The sequence below is a fragment of the Streptomyces sp. 8N114 genome (genome assembly GCF_052245835.1).
GTDB lineage: Bacteria > Actinomycetota > Actinomycetes > Streptomycetales > Streptomycetaceae > Streptomyces.
The window spans coordinates 368914-392041 of the sequence record NZ_JBQQBT010000003.1; the positions used below are offsets into that span (position 1 = coordinate 368914).

The 23128-nt window shown below is 67.0% G+C and carries 22 protein-coding genes and 2 pseudogenes; 18 read left to right on the forward strand and 6 right to left on the reverse strand.

Annotated elements, in window-relative coordinates; translation table 11 throughout:
• Positions 1–25: 25 nt before the first annotated feature.
• The 11 genes from ACTWQF_RS09930 to ACTWQF_RS09980 all read left to right on the forward strand — a co-directional run bounded on the left by ACTWQF_RS09930 (position 26) and on the right by ACTWQF_RS09980 (position 10385).
• The gene (locus ACTWQF_RS09930; protein WP_443278806.1) at positions 26–913 is read left to right on the forward strand and encodes a hypothetical protein; all 888 of its coding nucleotides are present in this window, start codon (positions 26–28) and stop codon (positions 911–913) included.
• On the forward strand, positions 910–1605 hold the full coding sequence (locus tag ACTWQF_RS09935) for a hypothetical protein (protein WP_443278807.1): 696 nt from the start codon (positions 910–912) through the stop codon (positions 1603–1605). Before ACTWQF_RS09930 ends, ACTWQF_RS09935 begins: the two co-directional genes overlap by 4 nt.
• A gap of 142 nt (positions 1606–1747) precedes the next feature.
• Positions 1748–2500, forward strand: a complete 753-nt coding sequence (locus tag ACTWQF_RS09940) for an Imm49 family immunity protein (protein WP_443278808.1) — start codon at positions 1748–1750, stop codon at positions 2498–2500.
• Between the two features lie 606 nt (positions 2501–3106).
• Positions 3107–4744, forward strand: a complete 1638-nt coding sequence (locus ACTWQF_RS09945) for an RICIN domain-containing protein (RefSeq protein WP_443278809.1) — start codon at positions 3107–3109, stop codon at positions 4742–4744.
• A gap of 245 nt (positions 4745–4989) precedes the next feature.
• Complete coding sequence (locus tag ACTWQF_RS09950) at positions 4990–5979, forward strand: quinone oxidoreductase family protein (protein ID WP_443278810.1); 990 nt, start codon at positions 4990–4992, stop codon at positions 5977–5979.
• Between the two features lie 126 nt (positions 5980–6105).
• A complete protein-coding gene (locus ACTWQF_RS09955; RefSeq protein ID WP_443278811.1) occupies positions 6106–6276 on the forward strand; it encodes a hypothetical protein in 171 nt (56 codons plus the stop codon).
• 373 nt (positions 6277–6649) lie between these two features.
• Positions 6650–6928, forward strand: coding sequence for a hypothetical protein (locus ACTWQF_RS09960; protein ID WP_443278812.1), 279 nt, complete (start codon positions 6650–6652; stop codon positions 6926–6928).
• Between the two features lie 165 nt (positions 6929–7093).
• The gene (locus ACTWQF_RS09965; protein WP_443278813.1) at positions 7094–7435 is read left to right on the forward strand and encodes a hypothetical protein; all 342 of its coding nucleotides are present in this window, start codon (positions 7094–7096) and stop codon (positions 7433–7435) included.
• An 820-nt stretch (positions 7436–8255) separates the two neighbouring features.
• Positions 8256–8741 (forward strand): peptidase inhibitor family I36 protein, encoded by a 486-nt coding sequence (locus ACTWQF_RS09970; protein ID WP_443278814.1) that lies wholly within the window; start codon positions 8256–8258, stop codon positions 8739–8741.
• Positions 8742–8915: 174 nt separating this feature from the next.
• Positions 8916–9671, forward strand: a complete 756-nt coding sequence (locus tag ACTWQF_RS09975; RefSeq protein ID WP_443278815.1) for a Helicase associated domain protein — start codon at positions 8916–8918, stop codon at positions 9669–9671.
• Positions 9672–9791: 120 nt separating this feature from the next.
• Positions 9792–10385: a helicase associated domain-containing protein gene (locus ACTWQF_RS09980; protein WP_443278816.1), complete on the forward strand. Its 594-nt coding sequence runs from the start codon at positions 9792–9794 to the stop codon at positions 10383–10385.
• Positions 10386–10704: 319 nt separating this feature from the next.
• On the opposite strand, the gene ACTWQF_RS09985 is transcribed toward ACTWQF_RS09980, so the two are convergent.
• Complete coding sequence (locus ACTWQF_RS09985; protein WP_443278817.1) at positions 10705–11733, reverse strand: saccharopine dehydrogenase family protein; 1029 nt, start codon at positions 11731–11733, stop codon at positions 10705–10707.
• A gap of 144 nt (positions 11734–11877) precedes the next feature.
• On the opposite strand from ACTWQF_RS09985, the gene ACTWQF_RS09990 reads away from it, so the two are divergent.
• A complete protein-coding gene (locus ACTWQF_RS09990) occupies positions 11878–12852 on the forward strand; it encodes a GlxA family transcriptional regulator (RefSeq protein WP_443278818.1) in 975 nt (324 codons plus the stop codon).
• 222 nt (positions 12853–13074) lie between these two features.
• Here ACTWQF_RS09990 and ACTWQF_RS09995 read toward each other — a convergent pair whose 3' ends face one another.
• Positions 13075–13896: an SDR family NAD(P)-dependent oxidoreductase gene (locus ACTWQF_RS09995; protein WP_443278819.1), complete on the reverse strand. Its 822-nt coding sequence runs from the start codon at positions 13894–13896 to the stop codon at positions 13075–13077.
• A gap of 3 nt (positions 13897–13899) precedes the next feature.
• A complete protein-coding gene (locus ACTWQF_RS10000) occupies positions 13900–14493 on the reverse strand; it encodes a TetR/AcrR family transcriptional regulator (protein ID WP_443278820.1) in 594 nt (197 codons plus the stop codon).
• 90 nt (positions 14494–14583) lie between these two features.
• Between ACTWQF_RS10000 and ACTWQF_RS10005 the strand changes: the two genes are divergently transcribed.
• Both ACTWQF_RS10005 and ACTWQF_RS10010 read left to right on the forward strand, forming a co-directional pair.
• Complete coding sequence (locus tag ACTWQF_RS10005; protein WP_443278821.1) at positions 14584–15294, forward strand: SDR family oxidoreductase; 711 nt, start codon at positions 14584–14586, stop codon at positions 15292–15294.
• A 132-nt stretch (positions 15295–15426) separates the two neighbouring features.
• Positions 15427–15543: pseudogene (locus ACTWQF_RS10010) on the forward strand (IS481 family transposase); the annotation flags it as partial.
• Positions 15544–15577: 34 nt separating this feature from the next.
• Here ACTWQF_RS10010 and ACTWQF_RS10015 read toward each other — a convergent pair.
• The gene (locus tag ACTWQF_RS10015) at positions 15578–16603 is read right to left on the reverse strand and encodes a hypothetical protein (protein WP_443278822.1); all 1026 of its coding nucleotides are present in this window, start codon (positions 16601–16603) and stop codon (positions 15578–15580) included.
• A 1256-nt stretch (positions 16604–17859) separates the two neighbouring features.
• Here ACTWQF_RS10015 and ACTWQF_RS10020 point away from each other — a divergent pair.
• The 4 genes and pseudogenes from ACTWQF_RS10020 to ACTWQF_RS10035 form a co-directional block, all read left to right on the forward strand.
• A complete protein-coding gene (locus tag ACTWQF_RS10020) occupies positions 17860–18888 on the forward strand; it encodes an esterase-like activity of phytase family protein (protein ID WP_443278823.1) in 1029 nt (342 codons plus the stop codon).
• Positions 18889–19109: 221 nt separating this feature from the next.
• The gene (locus ACTWQF_RS10025; RefSeq protein WP_443278824.1) at positions 19110–19403 is read left to right on the forward strand and encodes a DUF6233 domain-containing protein; all 294 of its coding nucleotides are present in this window, start codon (positions 19110–19112) and stop codon (positions 19401–19403) included.
• 265 nt (positions 19404–19668) lie between these two features.
• Positions 19669–20442, forward strand: coding sequence for a hypothetical protein (locus ACTWQF_RS10030; RefSeq protein WP_443278825.1), 774 nt, complete (start codon positions 19669–19671; stop codon positions 20440–20442).
• A 313-nt stretch (positions 20443–20755) separates the two neighbouring features.
• Positions 20756–21181 (forward strand): annotated as a pseudogene (locus ACTWQF_RS10035) (helix-turn-helix domain-containing protein); the annotation flags it as partial.
• Between the two features lie 133 nt (positions 21182–21314).
• On the opposite strand, the gene ACTWQF_RS10040 reads toward ACTWQF_RS10035, so the two are convergent.
• Positions 21315–21749, reverse strand: a complete 435-nt coding sequence (locus tag ACTWQF_RS10040) for a VOC family protein (protein WP_443278826.1) — start codon at positions 21747–21749, stop codon at positions 21315–21317.
• A gap of 365 nt (positions 21750–22114) precedes the next feature.
• Entirely contained in the window at positions 22115–22702 is a 588-nt protein-coding gene (locus tag ACTWQF_RS10045) for a hypothetical protein (protein ID WP_443278968.1), read from the reverse strand.
• Positions 22703–23128: the final 426 nt, after the last annotated feature.

Below are 23128 nucleotides of genomic sequence, written 5' to 3' on the forward strand. Positions count from 1 at the left end.
GCCATCAGCTCACGATTTGCCACGGGTGCCGTCCGATACATTCTGGGCCTGCTCATCCGCGCACTCACGGGAGCACGCGACGTGGCACCTCCTGCATCGGCTTCGTCGTCGCAGCCGCGGCGAGGAAGTCACCCACTACCAGCTCGCGTTCGCGCGGCAGCATCTGCGGGCAGCCGGCTATCTCCTGGACTGGCTCGAGGAATGGAACCTGACCCTGGCCACCTGCCGACAGACCGACCTTGAACGCTGGATGACCAGCGACGACGTCCGCCCTCGCCGGGAGACAGGCCACTTTGTGCGCTGGGCCCTCTCCCAGAAGATGACCTGCGATCTCAGCTTCCCGGCCGAGCGATGGAACGACCCCACCCAGTGGATGCACGACGAGCCCCGTTGGGACACCACACGACGCCTGCTGCACACCCCTCAAGCCCCAAGACCGCCACGCCGGCTGCGGTTGCACCTCTATGCCCAGTGGCCCGCCACGATCTCCCGGCTCACCATCGACCATATCGAGGAGACCGGCATCACGGTCCGCATCCACCTCGGCGCCGTCCCGGTCGAGCTTCCCGCACCCGTCGCTGAACTCGCTCTCCACCAGGTCAAGGTCCGCCGCAGCCATGCCACCCTCGCCCGGACGGATCACCCTGGCTCTTCCCCGGTGGCCAGCTACGCCGCCCGATCAGTGCCTGGGCCATGGGCGAACGCCTCCGCAAACTCGGCATCTGCCTCGCTGAAGCCCCCTCAAACCGCCCTGTTCCAGCTCGCCACCGACCTGCCCGCTGCGGTCCTCGCCCGTACCCTCGGCACCGACATCACCGTCGCCGTCGAATGGCAGCGAGCCGCCGCGGGAGACTGGGCCGCCTACGCCGCCGAAGTCAGCCGCCGGAACTTAATGCAGGAGGACACCAGGTGACCAGCCACAACTCCCGTGTCGACGGTGAAGTCTGGGACCCCTTCGGCACCCTGCACCGCACGTTGTGGATCGGAGGCGGCCAATGGGCCGGCAAGTCGACCGTCGCCCGGCTGCTGGCCGTTCAATACGGCGTCACCGTCTATCACTACGATTACCACGACGCTCGCGGTCACAATGATCGCCGGATCGCCCGTCGCGTTGCTCTCGGCGAGCCCGCCACCGACCCCGATATGGACAAGGTGTGGGTCCACACCACCCCGGAAGAGATGGCCACCGAGACCCTGACCGGCTTCCCAGACCGGTTCCAATGGGCTCTCGACGACCTACGCGCGCTCGTGTCCGGCCGCCCGATCATCGCCGAAGGCTGGGGACTCCGACCCGAACTTGTCGCACCCATCATCGACTCACCGCGCCGGATGATCGTCATGGTGCCCACGCCCGAATTCCGCCACCAGCAGGTCCACGAACTACCCCGAGCCGCCTCCCTCGCGCACCGCGTCAGCGACCCGGCCCGAGCGCAGATCAACCGACTGGCCCGGGACCGACTCGTCGCCGAGGACGCCGTCCGCTCCGCCCACCAGCTAGGCATCCGCGTTATCGCAATCGACGGTTCCCGCGACGCTGCTGCGATTGCGGAGATCGTCGCCGATCACTTCAGCCCTTACCTCCCAGAGCCAGATCGCAAGGCTTGATCACCAGAGGCATTCAGAAGGTTCCAACACCCGACGTCACCAACCGCCGGTACCGCACGGTTCCCCTTGATCGTCTCACCCACCGACGACCTCATGGACGAGTCGGTCTGGGCCTACACCACGAGCGATCCACGCATCACGCATGTGCTGCTCACCGAAATGCAGCCCGGTGACCTGCTCCGCCTCTCCGGGTTCCTCGTCTTTTCCGACATCCCGACATCCCAACGTCCTGCACTGGATCGACACCCTGCAGATCTACTGGACCGAGCGCCCCATAGACGACGTCGTGGAGAAGCTGATCACCACCATGCAGGCGTCCGCACCCGAGGTCGTGACCCACGCGCCGAAGGACTTCGTGAACCGGATCGACTACCAGCCGGTCGCCCTCTTCCACCGGCTGATCACAGGCGACCACGAGGCCTTCACCGAAGCCCTTACCGAAGCCCTCGCGCACCACGGCACATACTGGGGCGACTCAACGACGCCGCGCGTCCTCCTCGCAGGAACGGTCGCGGGCGTGGGCAGCCCGCTGTGCTGCCGCTCCTCCTTCTTCGGTGCTGTGCGTTGGCGCCGCAACTCTCGGTTGCGCTCCTGCGCGGCCCGCAGCCGCCGGTTCTCCTCCTCCCGAGACCCCGCTCTCGGCCTTCTTGGCCTTCTGCTTCGTGGCCCGTTTGGCGGTGACGAACGCCTTTGCCTTCTGCTCACACTCGGGGTGGACCGGCTTGCGGCGGGCTGGGCCTTGCTCGCGGCTGACCCAGACCTTGCCCTCGATCTGCCCGCCGCACATCGCGCAAACGGCCGGACCGCGCCGCTGCGGCGCCGACGTGGTCTTTTGCGCAGGCTTCGCCGCCTGGAAGACCACAATTCCGTCGCCTCGGGACACGGTCACCGGTGACGTCGGCGAGATCGAGTAGGACCGCAAATCGTCCGGCGTCGCCTTTGCTGTTGGCCTCTCCTGCCCCCGCGTACGGGAATCTCACTGCCCACGGCAGCAGCGTAGAGCAGCGCGAGTACCGGGCCGAGGGCTCATGCGGTACGGGCCAGGGTCCTGACGCCGGTTCGGGGTACTGCCCGAGCTTGGTGATTGCCGCAGGCACCGAAAGAGGCGCGCCCATTCCTGCTGGTCATTCTGTTTCCCTGCGGTCGTTGAGGCGCCAAGCAGGCAGATTAGGTCATAAGTGGACACAATGCCTGCCGCTCGCTACAGTTTTTAGAGACGCCATAAGTGCAGGTGTAGTCCGCAGACGCAGGGAAGTTGGCGTAGTGCACGCCGGATCCCACGGCTCTCACGGCCAGGATGGGCATCACAGTGTAGATACGGCTCCCTGGTCTCGCACTTCATGCGTGTCATGGGCAGGTCAGGACGGTACACCGCAATGACAGGGACAACCTCGAAGAACCCTTCCTCAACCCCGATCTGCATCTGACGGGAGTGCGCCCCCTCCGCTGTGTGGCGACCGGCTTCGTCGACGCGCCCATCATCGTTGAGGGGTGATGCATCATGACGTTCCTGGAGGAGACGAAAGAGCTGGCCACCTTGCCGACGGTCGACCTGGGATCGTCCGCCGAAGGAATCCGGACGGTCAAGGCTTTCCTGGCGCGCTTCGGCTATCTCGGAGAAACCGCGTGGCGGGAGGGCAGGCCGGAAGAGGGCGGCGAATTCTCGCCCGTTCTTGATGAGCGAACCGCGATCGCCCTGCTGAGGTATCAGGAACTGCACTCCCTGCGGCTGACCGCGAACTTCGACGAGGCGACGCGGGAGATGATGTCCCGTCCACGCTGCGGCGTCCCCGACGTCGACCCGGCGACCGGCATCCGCTTCGACCTCACCTGCCGGTGGAAGCGCAACACCCTCAGCTATGCCTTCGCCAACGGAACCGCCGACGTTGCCGGCGACGGCGAACGGGACGCGGTCCGGCGGGCTTTCGCAACCTGGTCGGCGGCCGTACCGCTGGCCTTCCAGGAGGTCGGTGTCACAGACCGCCCGGACATCAGAATCGACTGGACCAACGCACGGTGCGGGGACCGGGACATGACCGGCACCGTTCTGGCGCACGCCGACTTCCCGCCGGGCTGCGGCACCATCGGCAACGCCCTGCCCCGGCCGTTGCACCTCGACGATCAGGAGCACTCGTGGGTGCTCGGAGCGACGGTCGGCCGGGTCGACGTCGAGACGGTGGCCCTCCACGAGATCGGGCACATCCTCGGGATGTTGCACTCCGAGGTCCCCGGCGCGGTCATGTTCGCTTCGACGTCGTCCGGCACGACGCGGCGCGCGCTTCATCCCGACGACCTCGAGGGGATCCGACGCCACTACCAGACCGTAGGCCCGCTGTTCGCCCGGCACAGCGGCCTGTGCCTGGACATCGCGGGCGTCTCGACGGCGAACGGTGCCGATGCGACGCAGTGGGAGTACGTGGGCGGGAAGAACCAGATCTTCCAGTTCCATTTCACCGGCGAAGGCTACGACTTGGTCCTCGCGGAACATAGTGGCCGCGTGCTCGACGTCGAAGGAATCTCCACCGCCAATGGCGCCCAGGTCCATCAGTGGGACTGGTGGCGTGGCGACAACCAGCGGTTCCGGCTTGAATCAGTGGGGCATGGGTACTACAAGTTGGTCGCAAAGCACAGCGGCAAGTGCCTCGATGTACGTGACGCGTCCCAGGCTTTGGGCGCGAAGGTCGTCCAGTGGGACTGGTGGGGCGGCGACAACCAGCAGTGGCGGCTCGGTCACGCTGCGATCACCGCGCGGCACTCCGGCCGGACCCTGGATGTCAAGAACGGGGACGTGAACAGCGCCGCTCCGGTGGTGCAATGGGGCTACTGGGGTGGCGCGAACCAACGATTCCGGCTCGACCCGGTCGGCGACGGCTACTACCGGATCATGGTGGAACACTCGGGCAAATGCCTCGACGTGCGGGGCATCTCCACAGTGAACGGCGCCCTGATCCAGCAGTGGGACTACTGGGGCGGGGACAACCAGAAGTTCAAGCCGATATCCACCGGCAACGGATACTACAAGTTGATCGCTAAGCACAGCGGCAAATGCGTCGACGTCAGCGGGATCTCGACTGCGGACGGCGCCCAGGTCCAGCAATGGGACTACGTGGGCGGCAAGAACCAGCAATGGCGGCTGTGATTCCGCACCGGCGCCGGCTGCTGATGCGCTACTGGGCCAGCTCTCGTGCAGCTGCCGCCACCCGACCAGGTGTGGCCTGTTCGAATAAGATGGTGGGAGACGCATCAGGTGCGGCGGTCGGCGCGAGCGGGCGGCAGGGCGCGGCTTTGGACACCGGGTGGAAGGCCCTCACCTGCCGGTAATCGTGGGAATTTCACACGAGTTGCGGTGACATGGATCTGATCAGTTGTGAATGAGGGAGTATGATGCGCGCTGCCGTCGTCAAGGCGCCGGGCCCGGCCGAGGTACTCGAGGTCGCTGAGGTGCCGGACCCCAGCCCCGCAGAGGGTGAGCTGTTGATCGATGTGGAATTTGCTGGAGTCGGGTTCGTCGACACTCTTTTCCGCGCTGGTGCTTTCGCCTTGCCCACGCCGTTCGTCCCAGGGATCGAGGTTACTGGGCGCGTACGCGAAGTGGGCGCCAGCGTGACTGGATTCGCAGTGGGACAGCCGGTCGGCGCACTGCTTAACGACTTCGGCCGAGGACCTAGGGCGGGCAGCTACGCCGAGATCGCGGTTGCCCACGCGTCGATGGCGGTCCCTCTTCCCGAGGGTGCCGACCTCGCGCGTGTCGCGGGCGTTCTGGTCAACGGGGTTACCGCGTGGATGGCCCTGCACGATCTGGCTCGCCTGCGCGTCAACGACGACGTCCTGGTGCTAGGGGCGAGCGGCGGACTCGGTGGCACCGTCAGCCGCTTGGCCGCCGTGCATCCGGCCCGTCGGGTGATCGGCGTCGTCGGCAGTGAGGCCAAGCGCACCTCCGCCGCCGAAGAGTGCACCGACGTGATCGTCGCCACCGATCTGGTTGCGGCCATCGATGAATTGACCAACGGCCGCGGTGTCGATGTCGTCGTCGACCCAGTCGGTGGCGAGCTGCGCGCACAGGCATACGAACGGCTTGCTGCATTCGGCCGCTTCCTCGTGCTCGGCAACGCCAGTGGCCAGGACCCCGCGCTGTCCGGCGACGCGGCCTGGCACGGCACCCGGCAGCTCCTCGGGCTCAGCCTGGGAGCGGTCGCCCACCTGGTGCCCGAACAGGTCCATACGGTGATCTCGGCTGTGGTCGACCTGACGCACCGCGGGGTCCTTCGCGAACCGGCCCCGTCGGTCGTGTCGTTGGACGATGTGGTCGAGGTCCACCGGGCACTCGAGAACCGCACTGCCCCGCCCAAGACGGTGCTCGCCATCAGAAGCTGATGTCGGCGACGTCGAGGAGACCCGATCGATAGCAATCCCCGCCGGCGGGGACGACGATGCCCTGGTGGAGCTCGCGAGGGGTGACCGTCGAGCGGATCCACCAGGGCATCGAGTTCCAGAACAGGCGTGCCCGCGAGTTCTGGCGCGGGCACGCCGCTGCTAGACGATCATCACTCGCTCGACAGCTTCTGCGAGCTCGTCGAGAAGGTCATTGGTGAAATCCTCCCCGAAACCATCCAGCTTCGTGCAGCAATCGAGCGAGAGGCCCGGGAGAGGAACAGCCGCACGACCGAGTGAACCTGCCCCCCGCCCAGCAACCCCGCGAGGGCCGCACCATGTCCCCACCCGCATGCACCCCCTCGACATGCCTGGCCACGTCCGCATCACCATCGAAGCCGCCGACCCGCAGCTCGCCGAACGCACTGCCTACGCCATCGCCATGTGCCAAAGGCATGGGTGGACCAGGTCGTCGACGACGCGCTGATCGTGGCCCCGCTGCCCATCGCGAGCGTGCCCAACATCACCGTGGTCGCCACCATCCGGGTACAGCGCCATGAGGAGCACGGTGGCACGCCGACGGTGGAGGCCGTGGAGAACGGTGGCTACATCGAGGCAACCGTCTCACCGAAGACGGACCTGGACCTGCCCGGCCGGTGGGTGGGAGAACCGCGTGCCCACCTCGTCCTGGATCGCAATCGCCTGGCGCGAGGACGACGACGAATTGGGCACCGGCGCCCGTACGGCCCTGGACCGTCTCCTCAAGGACGCGCACACCGAACCGGACGAGGGAGGCGAAATCGACTGGCCGTCCTGGCGCGCCTACGCTGCCGCCCTCGACGAACCACACCTGACGATGGTCAGCCTCACCCCGGGTCAGTGGGCCCTCGGACACTCCACGAACACCGCGTCGGCGCTGGTCCAGCAAGACGGCACCCTCATCGCCGACTGACCCGACTCACCCTCATTGGCGCGCCGGCGGGGGTGGCTGCGGACCTGGGAACAGGTCGGTCGGCCCGCACCCGAGACCTATACCCCCGAGCTGATCGGTTGTGACGGTGGCTGGCGCACGAGGCCGGCTTCGGGGATCCAGCCAGGGGTGGCGCGGACGCGTCGGATGCCCCGGGACAACCTGGCCGCCGAGCAGTCCGCACAACAGGTAGGCGATCACCTGCCGGAGCTGATCGACCACCTGGCCCACGAAAGATTCACCGGAAACACCGCCCCGGCCGTCGAGATCGTGGCCTCCCATCTCCCTGTCCAGCGCCCGGCCAAAGTTAAAGAACCCCTGTGGAACACCTTCCTGGGCGACCTCCTACGCCCAACCGGCTTATTGGTCGAACGCGCAGGCGACTTCGAATTTCTTCACCAGACGCTCCTCGAACACCACGCGGCCCTCCACGCCACCCGCGACGGACAAGCGCGTACTCAAGTACTGCACGACTTGTTGATCGCCTGATAACGCACACCTGCGGGCACTGATCGCTGGAAGCCGCCGGACTTCGACCCGTCTTACGTCGGCTTCCTCATCGATGGGCAGCTAGCCCCCGACGACGACACCGCAGCCGCCACCAGCCAGGCCCTGGCAGACCTCGTCGCGCACTTTCTGACGGACTGGATCCACATCGGCAACAGGAACGACGTCTGCCGGTTCCTCACCGCACAGGTGCGCCTCAGGACCGGTCTCCCCAGGGATACCACCGCCAGCCAACTGGCCGCATTCGCCGCCAAGCGCGGAATGTTCGACCGGCATGCAGATGTCCTTGAGGCGCTGGCCAGGATGCAGGGGCGTGAAAAGGAGGGCCGCAGACTGCTCGCCGCCATCGCTTACTCCGGCACCGACCGTAACCGTGTGGAGGCCGCCATCGGTGGTGTGGGGTCGTGGTGAGGGCCGGAGACTGCTCTCCGACCTAGCCAAAGGCCCCTCTGCAGAAAGGAACCACGTCGACGATGCCTACGAGCTCCTAGTCCCGCGTGAGATGCCCTCCTGCATGCCGCCGCCTGGAGGGCGCCTGATTTCTGGTGACTTCGTCCAGGATCTTCGACTGCCCAGGAACCTCATGGAGCAGGCACAGTGCTGATCCGGCACAGGCTTGCTTGCCGGGGCCCGCGATGCGCGTGGTCGGGACGGTTCGCCCGGCGGAGGTCCGGGCCGGTGGGTGCCGGCCTTCTGCGTCGTTGGCAGGTCGAACTGCCTGCCATGGTTCGGTAATTCCGAACCTCTGATCCGGGTGCGTGCTCCATCGCTGGCTGACCTGCGATTCCGTAACGTCGTGGGCATGCTGATGTCGCCCTCACTGCTGGTTGCTTCCTGGGACCAATGTGGGGGCGCGTGGGAACAAAAGCCTGGAGAGGAACAGATGTCGAAGAAGCTCCGGATGGTCAAGCGAGCAACGCTGGCCTCAGTCGGAATCCCGCTTACCGTGCTGCTCGCGTTTCCCGCACAGGCCGACGTGCCGAGGCACCCGGATCTGTTGGCTCGCAAGCAGCAGTCGACGGACGTCGCACCACAAGCCTGTACTCTGACTCCCAGCCCGGGCACCTATTCAGCCTGGGCCGGCAGGGACTGCACTGGGCAAGGCGAAAGTGGCTTGCCCCCCGCGGGTGTCTGTCGGCCCACCTCGAACGGCATGGTCTCGGCATGGAACAACTCGCAGGTTCCGATCACGTTCTGGGAGAACGCGAACTGCACCGGCGAGCACACAACGGTCGCCGGCGGTGGTCTCGTGAACAATCTGGGATTGGTTGCCTTCGGGGTCAGCTGAGAAGCTCGGGCGGTCGGCTCCTCACGTCGTCCGCGTAGGCAAAGAGTTCGCAGTGGAGGCGGTCGGTTTACCTGGCTGACTCCTCCACGCTGCAGCGAGACTATGGGGGAGTGGCTGTGCGGCCTGCACCCGGCCTCCCACTAGCGCGCGGTCCTGGACCAGATCGCAGGCGGGGTGGACGCCGAGGGCCGTAAGACTGAGTTCCGCGTCCTGTCCCGCTGCCGCCTCCTGGGGGAGGGCACCGACATCACCGGCCGGTGCGGCCTGGACGGTGTCCTGTTCGCCGACGTACGCAGCAGCCCCGTCGACATCGTCCAGGCCGTCGGCCGCGCCCTGCGCCAGAAGTCCCACGAGGGCAAGGTGGCCCGCTTGGTCGTGCCGGTGCTCCTGGCTGAGGAGGACGAGGGGCGGGACATGGCGGCAACGGCGGCGTTCGAACCCCTGGTCACGATCCTGCATGCGCTGCGCTCCTTCGACCCGCGCATCATCGAGCACCTGGCGCTGCGTCCGGCCGCCGCAGCGGGACGCCGTAGGACGTCCTGGCCGCCGACCCGGCCGGAGACCCCCCGACAGCAGACGGACACCGCCGAGAGTGGAGAGCCGGCCGACGAGGACCACGACCAGGAACAGGAGCCCGACGGCCACGAGCAGGGGGCCGATTTGGCACTGCTGCACTTCTCCCGCCGCCCCCGCGAAGCCGACCAGATCGCCCGGCTGGTGCGCACCCGCATCCTGCGCCCGGAGTCGACCGCCTGGCTCACCGGCCTGGAAGCCGCCCGCGCCTTCGTCGCCGAACACGGTCACGCCAACGTGCCCTACACCGCAACCGTCTACCTCGGCGACCACAAGGTGGCCTACCCGGCCGGACAGTGGGCCGCCGAGCCGCGCCGCGCGTGGTGGCATGGCGAGCTGGCCGACTGGCGTACGTAGCTGTTGGTCGAGGAAGGGTTCGTATTCGACCGCCGCGACCAGGCGTTCACGGAGTTCCTGGACGTGTGCGCCCTGCACTTCGCCTAGCACCACACCCTGGCCGCGCCCCGGGATGCGGTCATGGCGGGTGTAGCGGTGGGGGAGCGACTGCACCAGGCCCGCAAGCCCGACGGCCTGGGCAAGAAGACCGAGCGTGCCAGGAGCCGCCGTGAGCGGCTGGAGGCCATCGACCCGGACTGGAACCCCGCTTGGTCGCTGTCCTGGCAGCGCCACTACGCCAAAGCCAGCTGGCTCCTGGCCCAAGGCGCCACCCTCGCCGAGCTCCAGCCCGGCGTCAGCCTCGGCGGCGACGACATCGGCGCCTGGCTGGCCGAGCAGCCCGCAGCCTGGCACACCCTCACCGAAGCCCAGCAGCAACGCCTCATGGGCCTGGGTATCCAGCCCGCGGCCACGGTCGCCCTCCCCGCCGCTCCGGCAGTGCCCGCAGGGGCTGGACGGTGGGAAATCAACCTGGCTGCCGCCCGGCAATTCAAGACCCGCGAAGGCCACCTACGCGTCCCGCGGGACCACACCGAAACCGTCACCGACACCGGCGGACGGGAACACCACATCAGGCTGGGCGTCTTCCGCAGCAACACCCGAACCCGCCACAAGAAACAACAACTCACCCCCGGCCAGACCCACGAGGCACACGAAGTCGGCCTACTGGCCTGACTGTGAAACAAAGGACCCCCGCCACTCCTTATGGTGAGGAAATGGCGGAGCCCTCTTTCGTACTCCAAGAACGAGTGGGAGCAGTGCCACCTCGCCAGCATGCGTACCTCGGCCGCAGGCTCGCGAGCCAGGACACGCCTGTGACTGCGGCCGATACTTGGCCAACCGCAGCGAGGAGGGCTGAGGTCGGTGTCCGCTGTCGATCCTAGGTTGGCCGTTCTGCCGAGTGCGAGTTGGCCGCTGTCGCCCCCGGAAAGGCCGTTTTGCCGATGGAGCCAAGGATGAGCAGGCCCGGCGAGCGGTAGGGGCGCCCGGGATGCTACGGGAGCAGTTCCAGGGTGATGTGCGGGGACAGCGCGCGGAGGAAGTCGGTGGCGTCGAAGATCTTGCCTGCGGCGGCGACGCCGACCGTACGGGTGCGGCCGGTGAGCACGCGGTCGACGGCCTCCACGACGAGGGGGGCCGTGACGGCGTAGATGTCCTGACCGCGGGCCACCGCGCGGCGTTCGGCGCCACCCGACCGCACTACCGCGTCGATGAGGAACGTCTGGTCGGAGCGTCCGCTCTCGTCGGACGCGGCGGGAGCCGGTGTGTCCGGGGCCGCGACGTCACGGACGGCCTGGACGGTCATGTAGGTGGTCACGTCCGGGATGGACAGGTGGCTGGGCACGGTCACCACGTCGGCCATCGTGAACTCCCCGATCACAGGCTGGGGGCCCATCGGCTGGGGAAAGCGCCACGTAAGGGTCGGCGGGGCGTCGGTGCGGTACTCCCACTGCCCGTTCGCAAAGCGCATGCGCCGCTCGCCGCGCCGCTCCCGCGAGACCGCGCCCGACAGCCGGGTCCCGGCGGTGGGGTGCCAGTTGCTCAGGCCGTAGGCGATGTGTGCCTCGTCGGCCTGGGTCCACTCGCCCATGGCCGCGGTGGCCAGCAGGTCGCCCAGACCGCCGAAGAAGGCCATCGCCGGGACGATCACCGCGCCCGCCTCCCGTGCCGGGTCGGCGAAATTGGCGAAGGTGTCGATATTGGCCTCGAGTTCGGCTGCCACGTCCAGGTACGGGATCGTGGCGTGCAGGGCCGCCTTGATGACCGGGGCGGTCGTCGAGGCGAACGGCCCGGCGCAGTTGATCACGGCTGCGGCGCCGGCCAGCGCACGGTCGAGCGAGTCCGGGTCGTCGACCGACGCCACCCGGGCCTCCAGCCCGGTCTCGTGGGCCAGCGCCTTCATCTTGGCGGTATCGCGGCCGGCCAGCACCGGGACGAACCCGCGCTCCACCAACTCCGCCACGACGAACCGCCCGGTGTGTCCGTAAGCGCCGAACACCGCAACTGTCTGACCCGATCCCATGAGCCCGCTTCCTTGCACTTGTCTGTCAGTGGAGGACCCGCTGCCGATCCCTGTTGACCTGCCGCGCTCTGTCACCAAGATCCTGACCCGGAGCAGCACCCCCACGCGAGTGTCCGCAACGACATGACCCGTACACTTTCGGACATGCCTACCGTCGCGCTGGCCATCACCGATGGCATGCTGCACCTCGAGCTGTCCCTGGCCTGCGAAGTCTTCGGCGCCGACCTGACGCACATCGTGGACCCCTGGTACGACTTCTGGCTCTGCGGACCGCGCGCCGTACGAGTCGACCGCTTCCGGCTGCAGCCCGACCACGGGCTCGACCACCTCGCACGCGCCGACACCGTGATCGTCCCGGGCTGGGCCGACACCGACTGCGACCCGCCGGCCGACCTCGTCGACGCGGTACGCACGGCCCACGAGGCCGGCGCGCGGGTGGCCTCCCTGCGCACGGGCGCCTTCATCCTGGCTGCCGCCGGACTGCTGGACGGCAAGCGCGCCACCACACACTGGGCGCACACGGCCGAGCTGGCCAGGCGCCAGCCGAAGGTCACCGTCGACCCGGACGTCCTGTACGTCGACAACGGCAGCGTGCTCACCTCCGCCGGCAAGGCCGCCGCCATGGACCTGTGCCTGCACCTGGTCCGCCTCGACCACGGCGCCTCGATCGCCAACAAGATCGCCCGGCGGCTGGTCGTACCACCCCACCGGGACGGCGGCCAGGCCCAGTTCATCGCCACCCCCGTCCCCGAGCCGGGCAACCATCCGCTCGCCGACCTCTTTCCCTGGATGCTGGAGCGGCTGGGCAAGCCGCTCACCGTCGAGGACCTGGCCCGCCAGGCACGGATGAGCTCACGCCACCTGGGCCGCCACTTCAAGCAGGTGACCGGCACCACCCCGCTGCAGTGGCTGCACACCCAGCGCATCCGCCACGCCCAGGAACTGCTGGAGACCACCGACGACACCGTCGATGCCATCGCCACGGCCACCGGCATGGGCACCGCCACCACCCTGCGCCGCCACTTCGCCCGCACGGTGGGCGTCCCGCCGGACTCCTACCGCCGCACCTTCCGCGCCCAGGCCCGCCCCGGCCTGCACGCCGGCGGGCGACACCAGTAACGCCGGCACAAGGCGGCGGGGAGCGAGCGGCCGTAGCCGCTCGCTCGGACGCCGCCGGCGCAAGTCCCGTGCGACAACGCCAACCGGCGCCCCTCGGGTAGCTGAGGCTGGGCAGCCGGATCACATGGTCGCGCAATCCCCGGCCCGACTGGCCAGGTGTTGCGGGTCATGACGTTGCTGGCGCCGGCGGGGTGTGGGGCAGTGGCGTTGGATCTTCGAGGGTCATTCGGGGCGCTTGGTGAGTCTGGTGCTGAGGTCCCAGAGCTTCTGCTGGATGTTCGGATCGTAGGCATCGGTGTGTGCCTTTGCGGCACGGGTGCGGTCGTAGAACTGTCCGGTCACCCCGTCGAGTTCGGGGGCGAGGATGAGGCGCAGGGTGGCCTGCAGGCCGTCTTCGAGGGAGTCGATGCTGTAACCGACCGAATCCAGGACCATCTTGGTCGGCATAAAGGTGGCGGGGTGCAGGCTGTTGACCGTGACCCGGTGCGGGTCGAGTTGTCGGGCAAGGACGAAGCCCGTGGCGATCATTGCCAGTTTGGACTGGCCGTAGGCGCGCATGCCCGAGTAGCCGTGTTCGAGGGTGGGGTCGTCGAAGTTGATCGGGGCCTGGCCGATCGAAGCGACGTTGACGATACGGGCGGGGGCGCCGCGGTCGAGCAGCGGCAGCAGGCGCCGGGTCAGCGCGAACGGGGCGAGATGGTTGACCGCGAAGCGGAGCTCGTTCCCGTCGACGGTGAGCCGGCGGTCGGTCCCGTCGGGTTCGCCGCCGCCGATGCCGGCGTTGTTGACCAGCACCGAGATGTGATCGGTGAATTCGGTGATCTCGTCCGCGAGGCGGTGCACTTGCGCCAACTCGGAGAAGTCGGCCCGGACCGTGTGGATCGAGGCCGGTGCATCGGCCAGCGTGGTGGCCAGTTCGTCGAGCCGGCTCTGGTTGCGCCCGTGGAGGATGAGCGTTGTTGCGGGCCGGCGTGCGAGGGCGCCGCTGAGTGCGCGGCCCAGCCCGTCGGTTGCTCCAGTGATGACGATGGTTCGATCGGGCATGCGCTACTCCTCGCCGGGGTGTTCGTTCAGTAGTCGTCGGATGGCGGTGATGTCGTCTTGGCCGAGCAGGCGCTCGGTTGCGAGGACCCGGTACCAGATCAGGCCGAACACCAGGTCGGCGGCGAAGGCTGCCGTCAGGTGAGCGGGCTTGTCACCGCGGGCCGCAGCCCGCTCGACGATGGTCTCGAGCGCGGCCCTGCGTTTGTTCAGGAAGCCGTCCTGGAAGCGGCGCCGGAAGTCTGCGTCGCGCTGCGCCTCGGCCATCAAGGAGCGCAGGACGGGGGCCACCCCCGGGAAGGCCATCAGGGCGGCGGAGCCACGCAGGAACGCGTCCAGCTCCGCGTCGAATGACCCCTGGTCCGCGGTTGAGACCTTCAGGTCCGCCTTGAGCGCCAGGGCTTCGAGCAGGACGTCCGCCTTTGTGGGCCACCAGCGGTAGACGGTCTGCTTGCCCGCCCCGGCGCGGGCGGCGATGCCCTCGATGGTGAGGTCTGGGAAGCCGACCTCGGTCGTGAGCTCGTAGGCCGCGGTGAGGATCGCGAGCCTGGTCTGCTCGCTCCGCTTGCGGCCGCGGGCGGGTGTCGTGGTGCCGGTCATGCGTGCCAGCCTAACCCATTATCGAGACGTCACGTCTAGAAATGATGCTACGCTCATGTGAGACGTCACGTCTCGAAATAAGGAGTGAGCATGTCCACTGCACTCGTGATCGGTGGCACGTCGGGGGTCGGCCTGGCGGTCGCCCGGCAACTCGCCGGCCGAGGACACGCGGTCCACATCGCCGGACGAAACACAGAGCGGCTCAACCGGGCAACGGCGGCCATCGACGGAGACGTCCACGGGCACGTTCTCGACGCCGCCGACGCGGAGGCGGCCGCGTCGCTCGCCGCTGGGATCGCCCCGATCCGCCACCTCGTCATCACCCTCGCCGGCAAGGGCGGCACCGGCCCGCTCGGCGACTTGCCGCTCGATGGCCTGCGGCAGGCGTTCGAGGAGAAGTACTGGCCCACCGTCATCGCACTCCAGGCCTCGCTTGCTCACCTCAGCGGGGACGCCTCGATCACCCTCGTCGGCGCCGTCACAGCGAGGGCTGCCCTGCCCGGCACAGCCGGGATCGGCTCGCTCAACGCCGCCGTCGAAGGGCTCGTCCAACCGCTCGCCGCCGAACTGGCGCCGATCCGGGTGAACGCTGTCTCGCCGGGATACGTGGACACGCCCTGGTGGGACGGACTCGCCGCCGAGGATCGATCCGCGTTCTTCAAGCAGGCCGCCGACGCCCTGCCCACCAAGCGCATAGCCACCGCCCCGGATGTCGCCGAGGCCATCGTGCTGCTGGCCACCAACCCCAACATCACCGGCACCGTCATCGAAACAGACGGCGGCGCACGTCTCACCGCCTGACACTTCTTCACCATGCCCAGCCCGCCGCACCGTCGTGGCACGGACGGCTTCGGCGAGCAAGTGACGGCCTGCGCAGAACGGGGTCGCCTATTGCTCGCGACCCCGTTCTGCGCCGCCTCAAGGAGCCTTCTCGTGACGCACGCCAACGCGCCTCTATCCATCGAAGGACGCCGTCGACTCGTCGAGCGGTGCAAGACGCGGCCGATCGCCCACGTCGCAGCGGAGATGGGGATATCCCGCGCCTGCGCATAGAAGTGGGTCAACCGCCACCGCCGCCACAACGTCAGGATCCGGTGTATTCCGTTCCGTTGAACTTGTAGGGCCAGGTGGTGTCGGCTGCGATGCTGATGGGTGAGCCGTTGGCGGGTACTTTCAACATGGTCATCGTCATGAGGGTCTGGGTGAAGGTGTTCCAACGGGTCTCTGAGATGTTGTCCCAGCCGGTGATCTCCATCTCGAACCAGCGCCCCGGTCCCATGTCAACGGCTGTCTCGCTCACCCTTGTGCATGCGACGAGTGCTCCGCCGTCCTGTGTCCGCCAGGCAGGGCCGAGTGGTGTGCGCCGCATCTTCACTGACACCTTGGCAGACTTGGGGTTGGCGTACGCCTTGCGCACACCCGTCGTGTCCCCGTAGGAGTTCCGGTACTTCTTGATCTGCTTTGACCACCGCAGGTCTTTGCCGGTGGTTTTGTGCGAGACGTAGTCGTCGAAGGCGCCGCAAGCCCTGCCCGGCTGCACCGCCAGGTCTTCATCCGATGAGACGGTGGGCACAGCTTTCGACTTGTTCGTAGCCGCCTTAGGAAGATCTTTCTTGCCCCGAGGCATGACCACGAGCGCAGTTCGCCACGGCCCGTCCTTGCTGTCACGGTGGTGGAGGCTCCACCGCATCTCTGCCGTGTTCTTGGACTCGCCTCCGATCTCGGAGGAGGAGACTTGGCGAGCCCCCAGGATCCACTCGCCGCCGCCTCCGGCGCGGGGCTTGGCAGCCCAGGCGTGCACGGCACTGTCCAGGCGTGGATGGTTGGAGGGGGTCTTGTCATCGGGTTTGCCTCGCATTTTGACGTTATCGATCCTGACGAGTGATCTGTCCAGCCACGGGCCTTCCTGAATCTTGTGCCAGTAGGCCGGGCTGAGACTGCCACTGTCCTCCTTCTTGTCCAGCTCCTTCACCACCCGACGCGCTTCGCCGGTCGAGACGGCAGGATTCGCTTCCCCGCCGTCTGTGCCCTTCCCGTCGTCGCTTCCCTGGACGTCACATGCCACGGAACCGAGCAACAGAGATGCCATGACCAGTGCCGAGCGCTTCATCCAAAGACCTCACTCCGCCGCGAACAAGTGCCGCTGTGATCTTCTCGCACACAGATCCATCGTGTGCCCTCTCCCGAAATCAGCTGGCAGCGCCACCTGGTCACCACCGACCAGGCCCTCGCGTTGCTCGCGCAGGCCGATCCTGCTGGGTCTGTGAGCTCTGCGACCCCACCCGTGCCGTCACCTCCGGCGGGAGGCTGGTGGGTATGAGTGAGCCGCAGCGTCGCGTCTACGGCAGCGACCACGACGACCCCCCATCCCTATGCCGCCCCGGCCGCTCCTACCGGGAGCTGGGGCGGGCCGTTGGACGGGCTGCTCCTGGAAGTGACCGGCTGGGAGTTGGAGGCGCTGGCTCGAAGGAGCGGGCGCTGATGACGTAGATCGGGGATCGTGCCATCGCTCGAGGGGAAGCACCCTCACTCTCAAGACGACGGCCGGAGAGGTCACGCTCACTCTTCCTCCCAGGGCTTGAGGCGCTGACCGTGGCGCCCTGTGCCGTTGACTGCAGCTGAGGTAGACCTCGTGGCTGGCAGCTTCGCGGCTTCAACCCCGAGGGTGGAGGCGCTGCGGGCCATCGCGGCGGAGGCCCGGGAGTGGGCCCTTACCGGGGACCCGCTGCGGGACCAGGGACGGACGGTTGATGCTGGCGAGGGCTCCACGACTCAGGATGTCCGGCACGCGCTGCTCTCACGTCCGCAGCCGCTGGCGCACACCATGGGCGCCATCGTGGCGCGCAGATTGCGGGACCTGACGCCGGCCGGACCGGCGTCGGGAGACGTCCCCGATCCCAGAGGACGAGGGCCGGGACATGGCCGCCACCGCCGAGTTCGAGCCCCTGGCGACTGTCCTGCGGGCCCTGCGCGCCTTCGACCCCGCGCCGCTGGAGGTAGGGGGTTGAGCCGGTGGACCTCGTCCATCAGCACCAGCTTCGCATCCACCGCGATGTAGGTGTGGCACGCGGCGGTGGTGATCTGTGCAGTGGTCACTGGTGAACCCTCCTCTCTGTGGGACCTGAGAAGGTGCCCGTGGTGAGATGCCGGTGAGAGCCGGGGTGACGGCCCGCGGTGGTCGCTTTGCGAAAGCCCGCATGACACTGCCGTCCCCGGCTCTTCCGGAGCTGTCGACCGGTGCCCAAAACGCTCATGCCTCACCGGGAATGAGGGGCGTTGGACGCTGAACGGGCCCCCATGAGTCCGGCCGCATGTCGCGGCACATAACATCCGCATGCGAGGAATGGGCACTTGGGAGGTCAACTGATGCGTACGGACAAAGCGGTTGGTGTGGCTGCCGCGACCCTTGCCGGGCTGCTTGCCGCCACCACCCTGAACCTGGTACCGGCCCAGGCCCACGGTGGAGTTCACCATGGGGGTGGGCATAAGTGCTCGCCGTATGTCTCGATTGACCGCTACTCAGACGCCCTGGACAAAACCACGTTCCAGGGCTCGTACGTCGGCAACTTCTCCGCTCTCGCGCCCGACACCCATGGCCGGATCGCCGCGCTGTCCGACCGGTCCAAGCTGTTCAGTCTCGACGCCAGGACTCATCGCCCGCAGCGGGTCATCCCGCTCACCGACGAAGAGGGCACAGAGACCGACTCCGAGGGCCTGGCCGTCGACCACGACGGCAGTTACTTCGTCACATCGGAAATTGAGCCGTCCGTACGCCACTACGATCACGACGGCCGGCTACTGGGCCGACTGCCTGTGCCGGACGAGCTGCGGGTGGCTCCGGCCGGCCGCGGGCAGGAGAACCAGACCTTCGAGGGCCTGACCCTGTCCCCTGACGGCCGTACCCTCACCGCATCCATGGAGGGCCCGCTCGCTGAGGAGCCCGCAGACAGCCGAGGAAGGCAGGTTGTCCGGTTCCAGACCTGGCAACGCCACGGCGACAAGTTCGAACTGGGACGGCAATTCCGCTACCCCCTCGACAAAGACCTCCTCGTCCCCGAGGTCCATGCGCTCAGGGACGGGCGGTTCCTTCTCCTGGAGAGGGGTTTCGAACCGGGCATCGGTAACACAATCCGCCTCTACCTGGCCGATCCCCGTAAAGCCGGCGCAACCGCGCCCATGGACAAGAAGCTCCTCGCCGACCTCGGCAACTGTCCTTCCCTGGGCGCGCAACTGCCGCAGCCCTCAAGCCACCCGCTGCTCGACAATATCGAAGGTATGACGGTCATCGGCCGAACACCGGACCGACGGCTGCGACTGCTACTGGTCAGCGATGACAACGAGAGCTCTAAGCAGGTCACGCGCCTGTACGAGTTCACCGCACGTGTCCCGGCCTGACAACGGTGATGGGCCGCGTTGCTTTGTCAGTGGTTGGCCGCGTGGGTGTCAGTGAGCTTTGTTGCTGGTCAGGGGCGGGGTAGTGCTGACGTTGTTGCGGTCTTCCTGCTGAAGTCGCAGCTCGCTCCCGCACCCCCGACGGCCGATGGCGGTACGAGTGCCAGGCGATCCTCCCGGCCAGCCCCGACCAGAACGGCCACGCCCCGCCCGGCGGCGTCCCGGTGGCCATCAGCGTTGCCGCCGAGCACATTGCCCCGATCCCGGGCGAGTCCTACTCGCGTGTGCCGACCGAGGGCGCGGTGGCCGGCCGCCAGTGGCTGGCGCTGCGCTCCCCAGGCGTGCACGGGGGCGGCCCGTGGTGGCAGCTCCACCGCCGTGACTGCTGGCAGGCCCGGGGCGGCTGGCGCTGCCAGCTGGTCATCACGGAGGAGGCCCGCCGGATCCTGGCCACGCTGCCCCCGGACCGCCTGTGCGACATCCGCCGACCGGACCAATTCCCGCCCCCAGCTCCCTGACAACTGATGGACGTCATGGATCTATCAGGTCGACTGGGACGGTCCACGTCGACTCCACCTCGGTGCGCTCCCACCAGCACGCCGCCGAGGCCACGGAAAGCCCCGCCGCCTGCGCTGTCCTCCGCCGCAATAGGGGCCGGAGAAGGATGCGCGCCCGGCAGGGTGATCCAACGGTGTGGCGGCTTGAAGACCGTCTCGTTGAGCCTGGCGGCGTGCAAGACGACCTCAGGTGGTTGGTCTTCGCTGTGGTTGTCCGGTGAGTGCGGTGACCGATGCCTTCCACCGATGCATCAACTTGCTTACCGTGGGAGGGTTTTGGGGCAGGAGGGAGGGAGTGCTGGTGCTTCTTACCCTGATCTTGGTCGCGATCCTCTGCATAGTCCTGCGCGAGCTGTTCGTGGTGGTACGCAACAAGCGCCACATACGGCGGCTCCCTCCTCCGTCCATCACCCTGGCGCAGGCCGCGGCATACCAAAACCAGGTCTTCCAGGAGATCTGCCGAAGATCCACGGGGCCCAGCTGGCGGGGGGTTTGCATGGCGGACTACTTCATGGATCACGGATGGAATCGCGCCGGTACCATGCTCATTCTTGCGGAACCCCTCAAGCACCGGCTGATCAAGACTTGCGGATGGAAGTTCGGTATCTACGGCCCGACTCGGACGGGGTGGGACGAGTACCGGAAGAACTTCATGTGGGCAGGAGGAAGCGAAGCGGTGCACATCTCGGCCAGCTCTGGCGGTTTCATAGTGGCGAACGTCAGCAGCCCTCACGCTGTGGCTCAGGCAGGCCACGGCAACACCGCCGACGTGCACGCCGTCTCACACAGGCAGTTGTTCGACGCGCTGAGGGAGGATGCACGCAGCGCGGATCCCGACGAAGCCGTACGGGCGCAGGAATACGCCGACGACCTGACGGAGGCGGTCCAGACGGAGAACCCGCACAGGACGGATCGGATTCTCGCCCGGATCAACGCCCTGCTCACCTCAGCACGTTCAGCTTTCGCACTGACCAGGGACCTACTGCCACCCGGTACCTGAATGCGGACCGTGAGCGCTGCTGATCGGTCGGTGTCGGCGATGATGTCGAGTTCGCCGCGAAGCCTGACCTGGGCTTGTGCATGCTCAAGCGTGCAGTGGAGGCCGACACTCCGTTCGGGTGGGTCACCGCAGATGAAATCTACGGGCAGACAAGCAGGATCCGTGTCTGGCTCGAAGTACATGACATCCCTCATGCACTTGCGGTTCCGAAATCTCAGATGGTCATGACTACGGAGTTCTTCGGCTCGACAGTACTGTTTCTGATCCCTAAGGGCTGTCCCGTAACGGCTGATCTTGGTGTCATGATCTCGCCATGCCTTGCCTGATCACGTCGTCGGGACCATCCTGGATAGCCCCGTTCACCGGGGCTGAACCCGCAGCAGTTTGGCAAGCTGGTCACTGCGATGCGGAGCGAAAGTACGGACCAGGTGCGCAAGCGTCGACCGTGGAGCCTGACTCTGGAGGTCCGGATCCTGCCCGTAGCGGCTTACTGGCGTACGAACTCGACGCTGCGGCAGCTCGCCCCGATGTTCGGGGTGTCGAAGTCGGCCGCCAACCGCATCATCCGCCACCTCGGACCGTCGCTTGCGCTTCAGCCTCGTCAGCGGTTCCGTAAGGACGCCGTGCTGATCGTCGACGCACCCTACTAGTGCCCACGCGGGATCATATGGTTGCCGAGCAGTCGAAGAACTACCGGTACTCGACCAACCACCAGGTCGTCATCGACGCCGATACCCGGCGACGGCGTTCACACCGCCGTGCTCGGCATCGCCCGGATGCACAACCTCGCTCTCATGAGGTAACTCTCTCCCCATACGAGACCAGAGAGGCCCGGGGGAGGCGGCTCCCCACCTCCCCTGCTCGGAGAATGCTCAGTCGATACAGAATTCGTTGCCCTCGATGTCCAGCATTGGGATGCACGACTCGTTCTCCTCATCGGCATACAGCGTTTGCACGTGGGTCGCACCGAGCGCAACCAATCGTGCGCACTCAGTTTCGAGCGTGGTGAGGCGCTCGTCCCCCACGAGCCCGGTGCCGACCCGGACGTCGAGATGCACCCGATTCTTGACGATCTTGCCTTCGGGGACGCGCTGGAAGTACAGGCGCGGGCCCACACCTGAGGGATCACTGCAGGCGAACCATGAACCCTGCTTCTCAGGGGGCAGGGTGCGGTTGAAATCCTCCCAGGTGGTGAATCCCTCCGGTGGCGGCGGTGTGACGTACCCCAACACCTCGCACCAGAAGCGAGCGAGGCGCTCAGGTTCTGCGCAGTCAAAGGTGACTTGGAACTTCTTGATCGCTGACATCGGCGCACCGTACCGCGTACAAGGGGGACGCTGCCGCTCATTTCCTCAGGCGGATCCGCCCGCCACTCGTCGCGCCCAGGGCCGCCTTGGACACTCATGTGATCAAACCGGACAATCCATGAGACGACGCGACCGTGGCGGCGGAGCGCCCCCATGGTCTCCTGGGTCCGGTCCTGACCAACCACCTTCATGTCAAGATCAGTTGCGGGACAACCCTTAGTTCTGAGTGGCCGGCGCACCAGACGAGAGCTGCCCCCGCACAGCCCTCTTACCAAAAACACCCACCCCAGGACAAAACGCTAAGCCCCCGGCAGTCTGCGCGAGGGTGCTTCCCCGCGTATCGCACCCCCTACCGGGAACGAGGGTTATTCCTTCTCCTTCCATGCATTTACTACGAAGGTCACCTTCGCGTCCTTTGGTGAAATCTCTTGTACGCGGAGTAGTTCGACACGCTCAGTCTGGTCGTAGGGGTGCGTGAGGCAGAACTTATCCCCAACCGCGAGCTTGTCGAACGAGAGGGCTTCATTGATGTCCTGAGCGCGTCCGCTGTCCATGGTGGCGTTGCAACTGAGGCCGTCCCGCTGGTCAGTGGCCCGGAATGCCAGATCGGTAGATGTGGGTGAGAAGTCCACCGCGGGTTCATTATTTCTTCCGCACGGCTCAAGCGACACGTCCGGTTCCGATTCCACGGCGAATCCTCCCTTCAAGATTTCGGGAGAGCTGCTGTCAAAGGAGGCGCTGGTGGAGTGACATCGGAGAGCCCCGTCTTCATGGCTCAGCGTGAGTGATGCGTCTTTGTACCGCACTTTCAGGTCTGCACTCGGTGAGCTTGCAGGTGGCTTCGTGCTCGATTTGGCCGGGGGCTCAGGGTCGGGCTTCTTGTCCTCGCCTGAGCAAGCCCCAACCGCGAGCACTGCCAAGATCATCGCTACAGCCCCAGTCGCGGTTCGCATGAGCGTCAGGTTTCCACTGGCGGCGACGGTCGACAATCGCACCGAGCGCCAACATTGTCGGTTCTGCGGCTCATCCCTGATCCGGCAAGTGGGCCGCAGGCGTCCGAGATGCTCCCCCCGGAACTGCCCGGTACGCGCCCCTACTCTCTCGGCATGACCAGCAGCGGCCCTCAAGCGCGCACCCACTCCGGGCAGGGGCGGTTCGTGCGCAGCATTGATGCCGCCGAGCGTGAGCGGAGCGAGGCAGATGGTTGCTTGTGGAAGCCGTAGCGCGGGTGAGGCCGGTACGGCGTCGAGGTCCTCGTACAGGTGAAGCCCGCACCGTTCCGCGGCGAGTACACCGCGAACGCCGGCGCTTCCGACGCATCGCGCAACAGCGGTGCAGGAAGCTCGCCCACCTCTCCGGTCGCCGGCTACCTGGTGCCG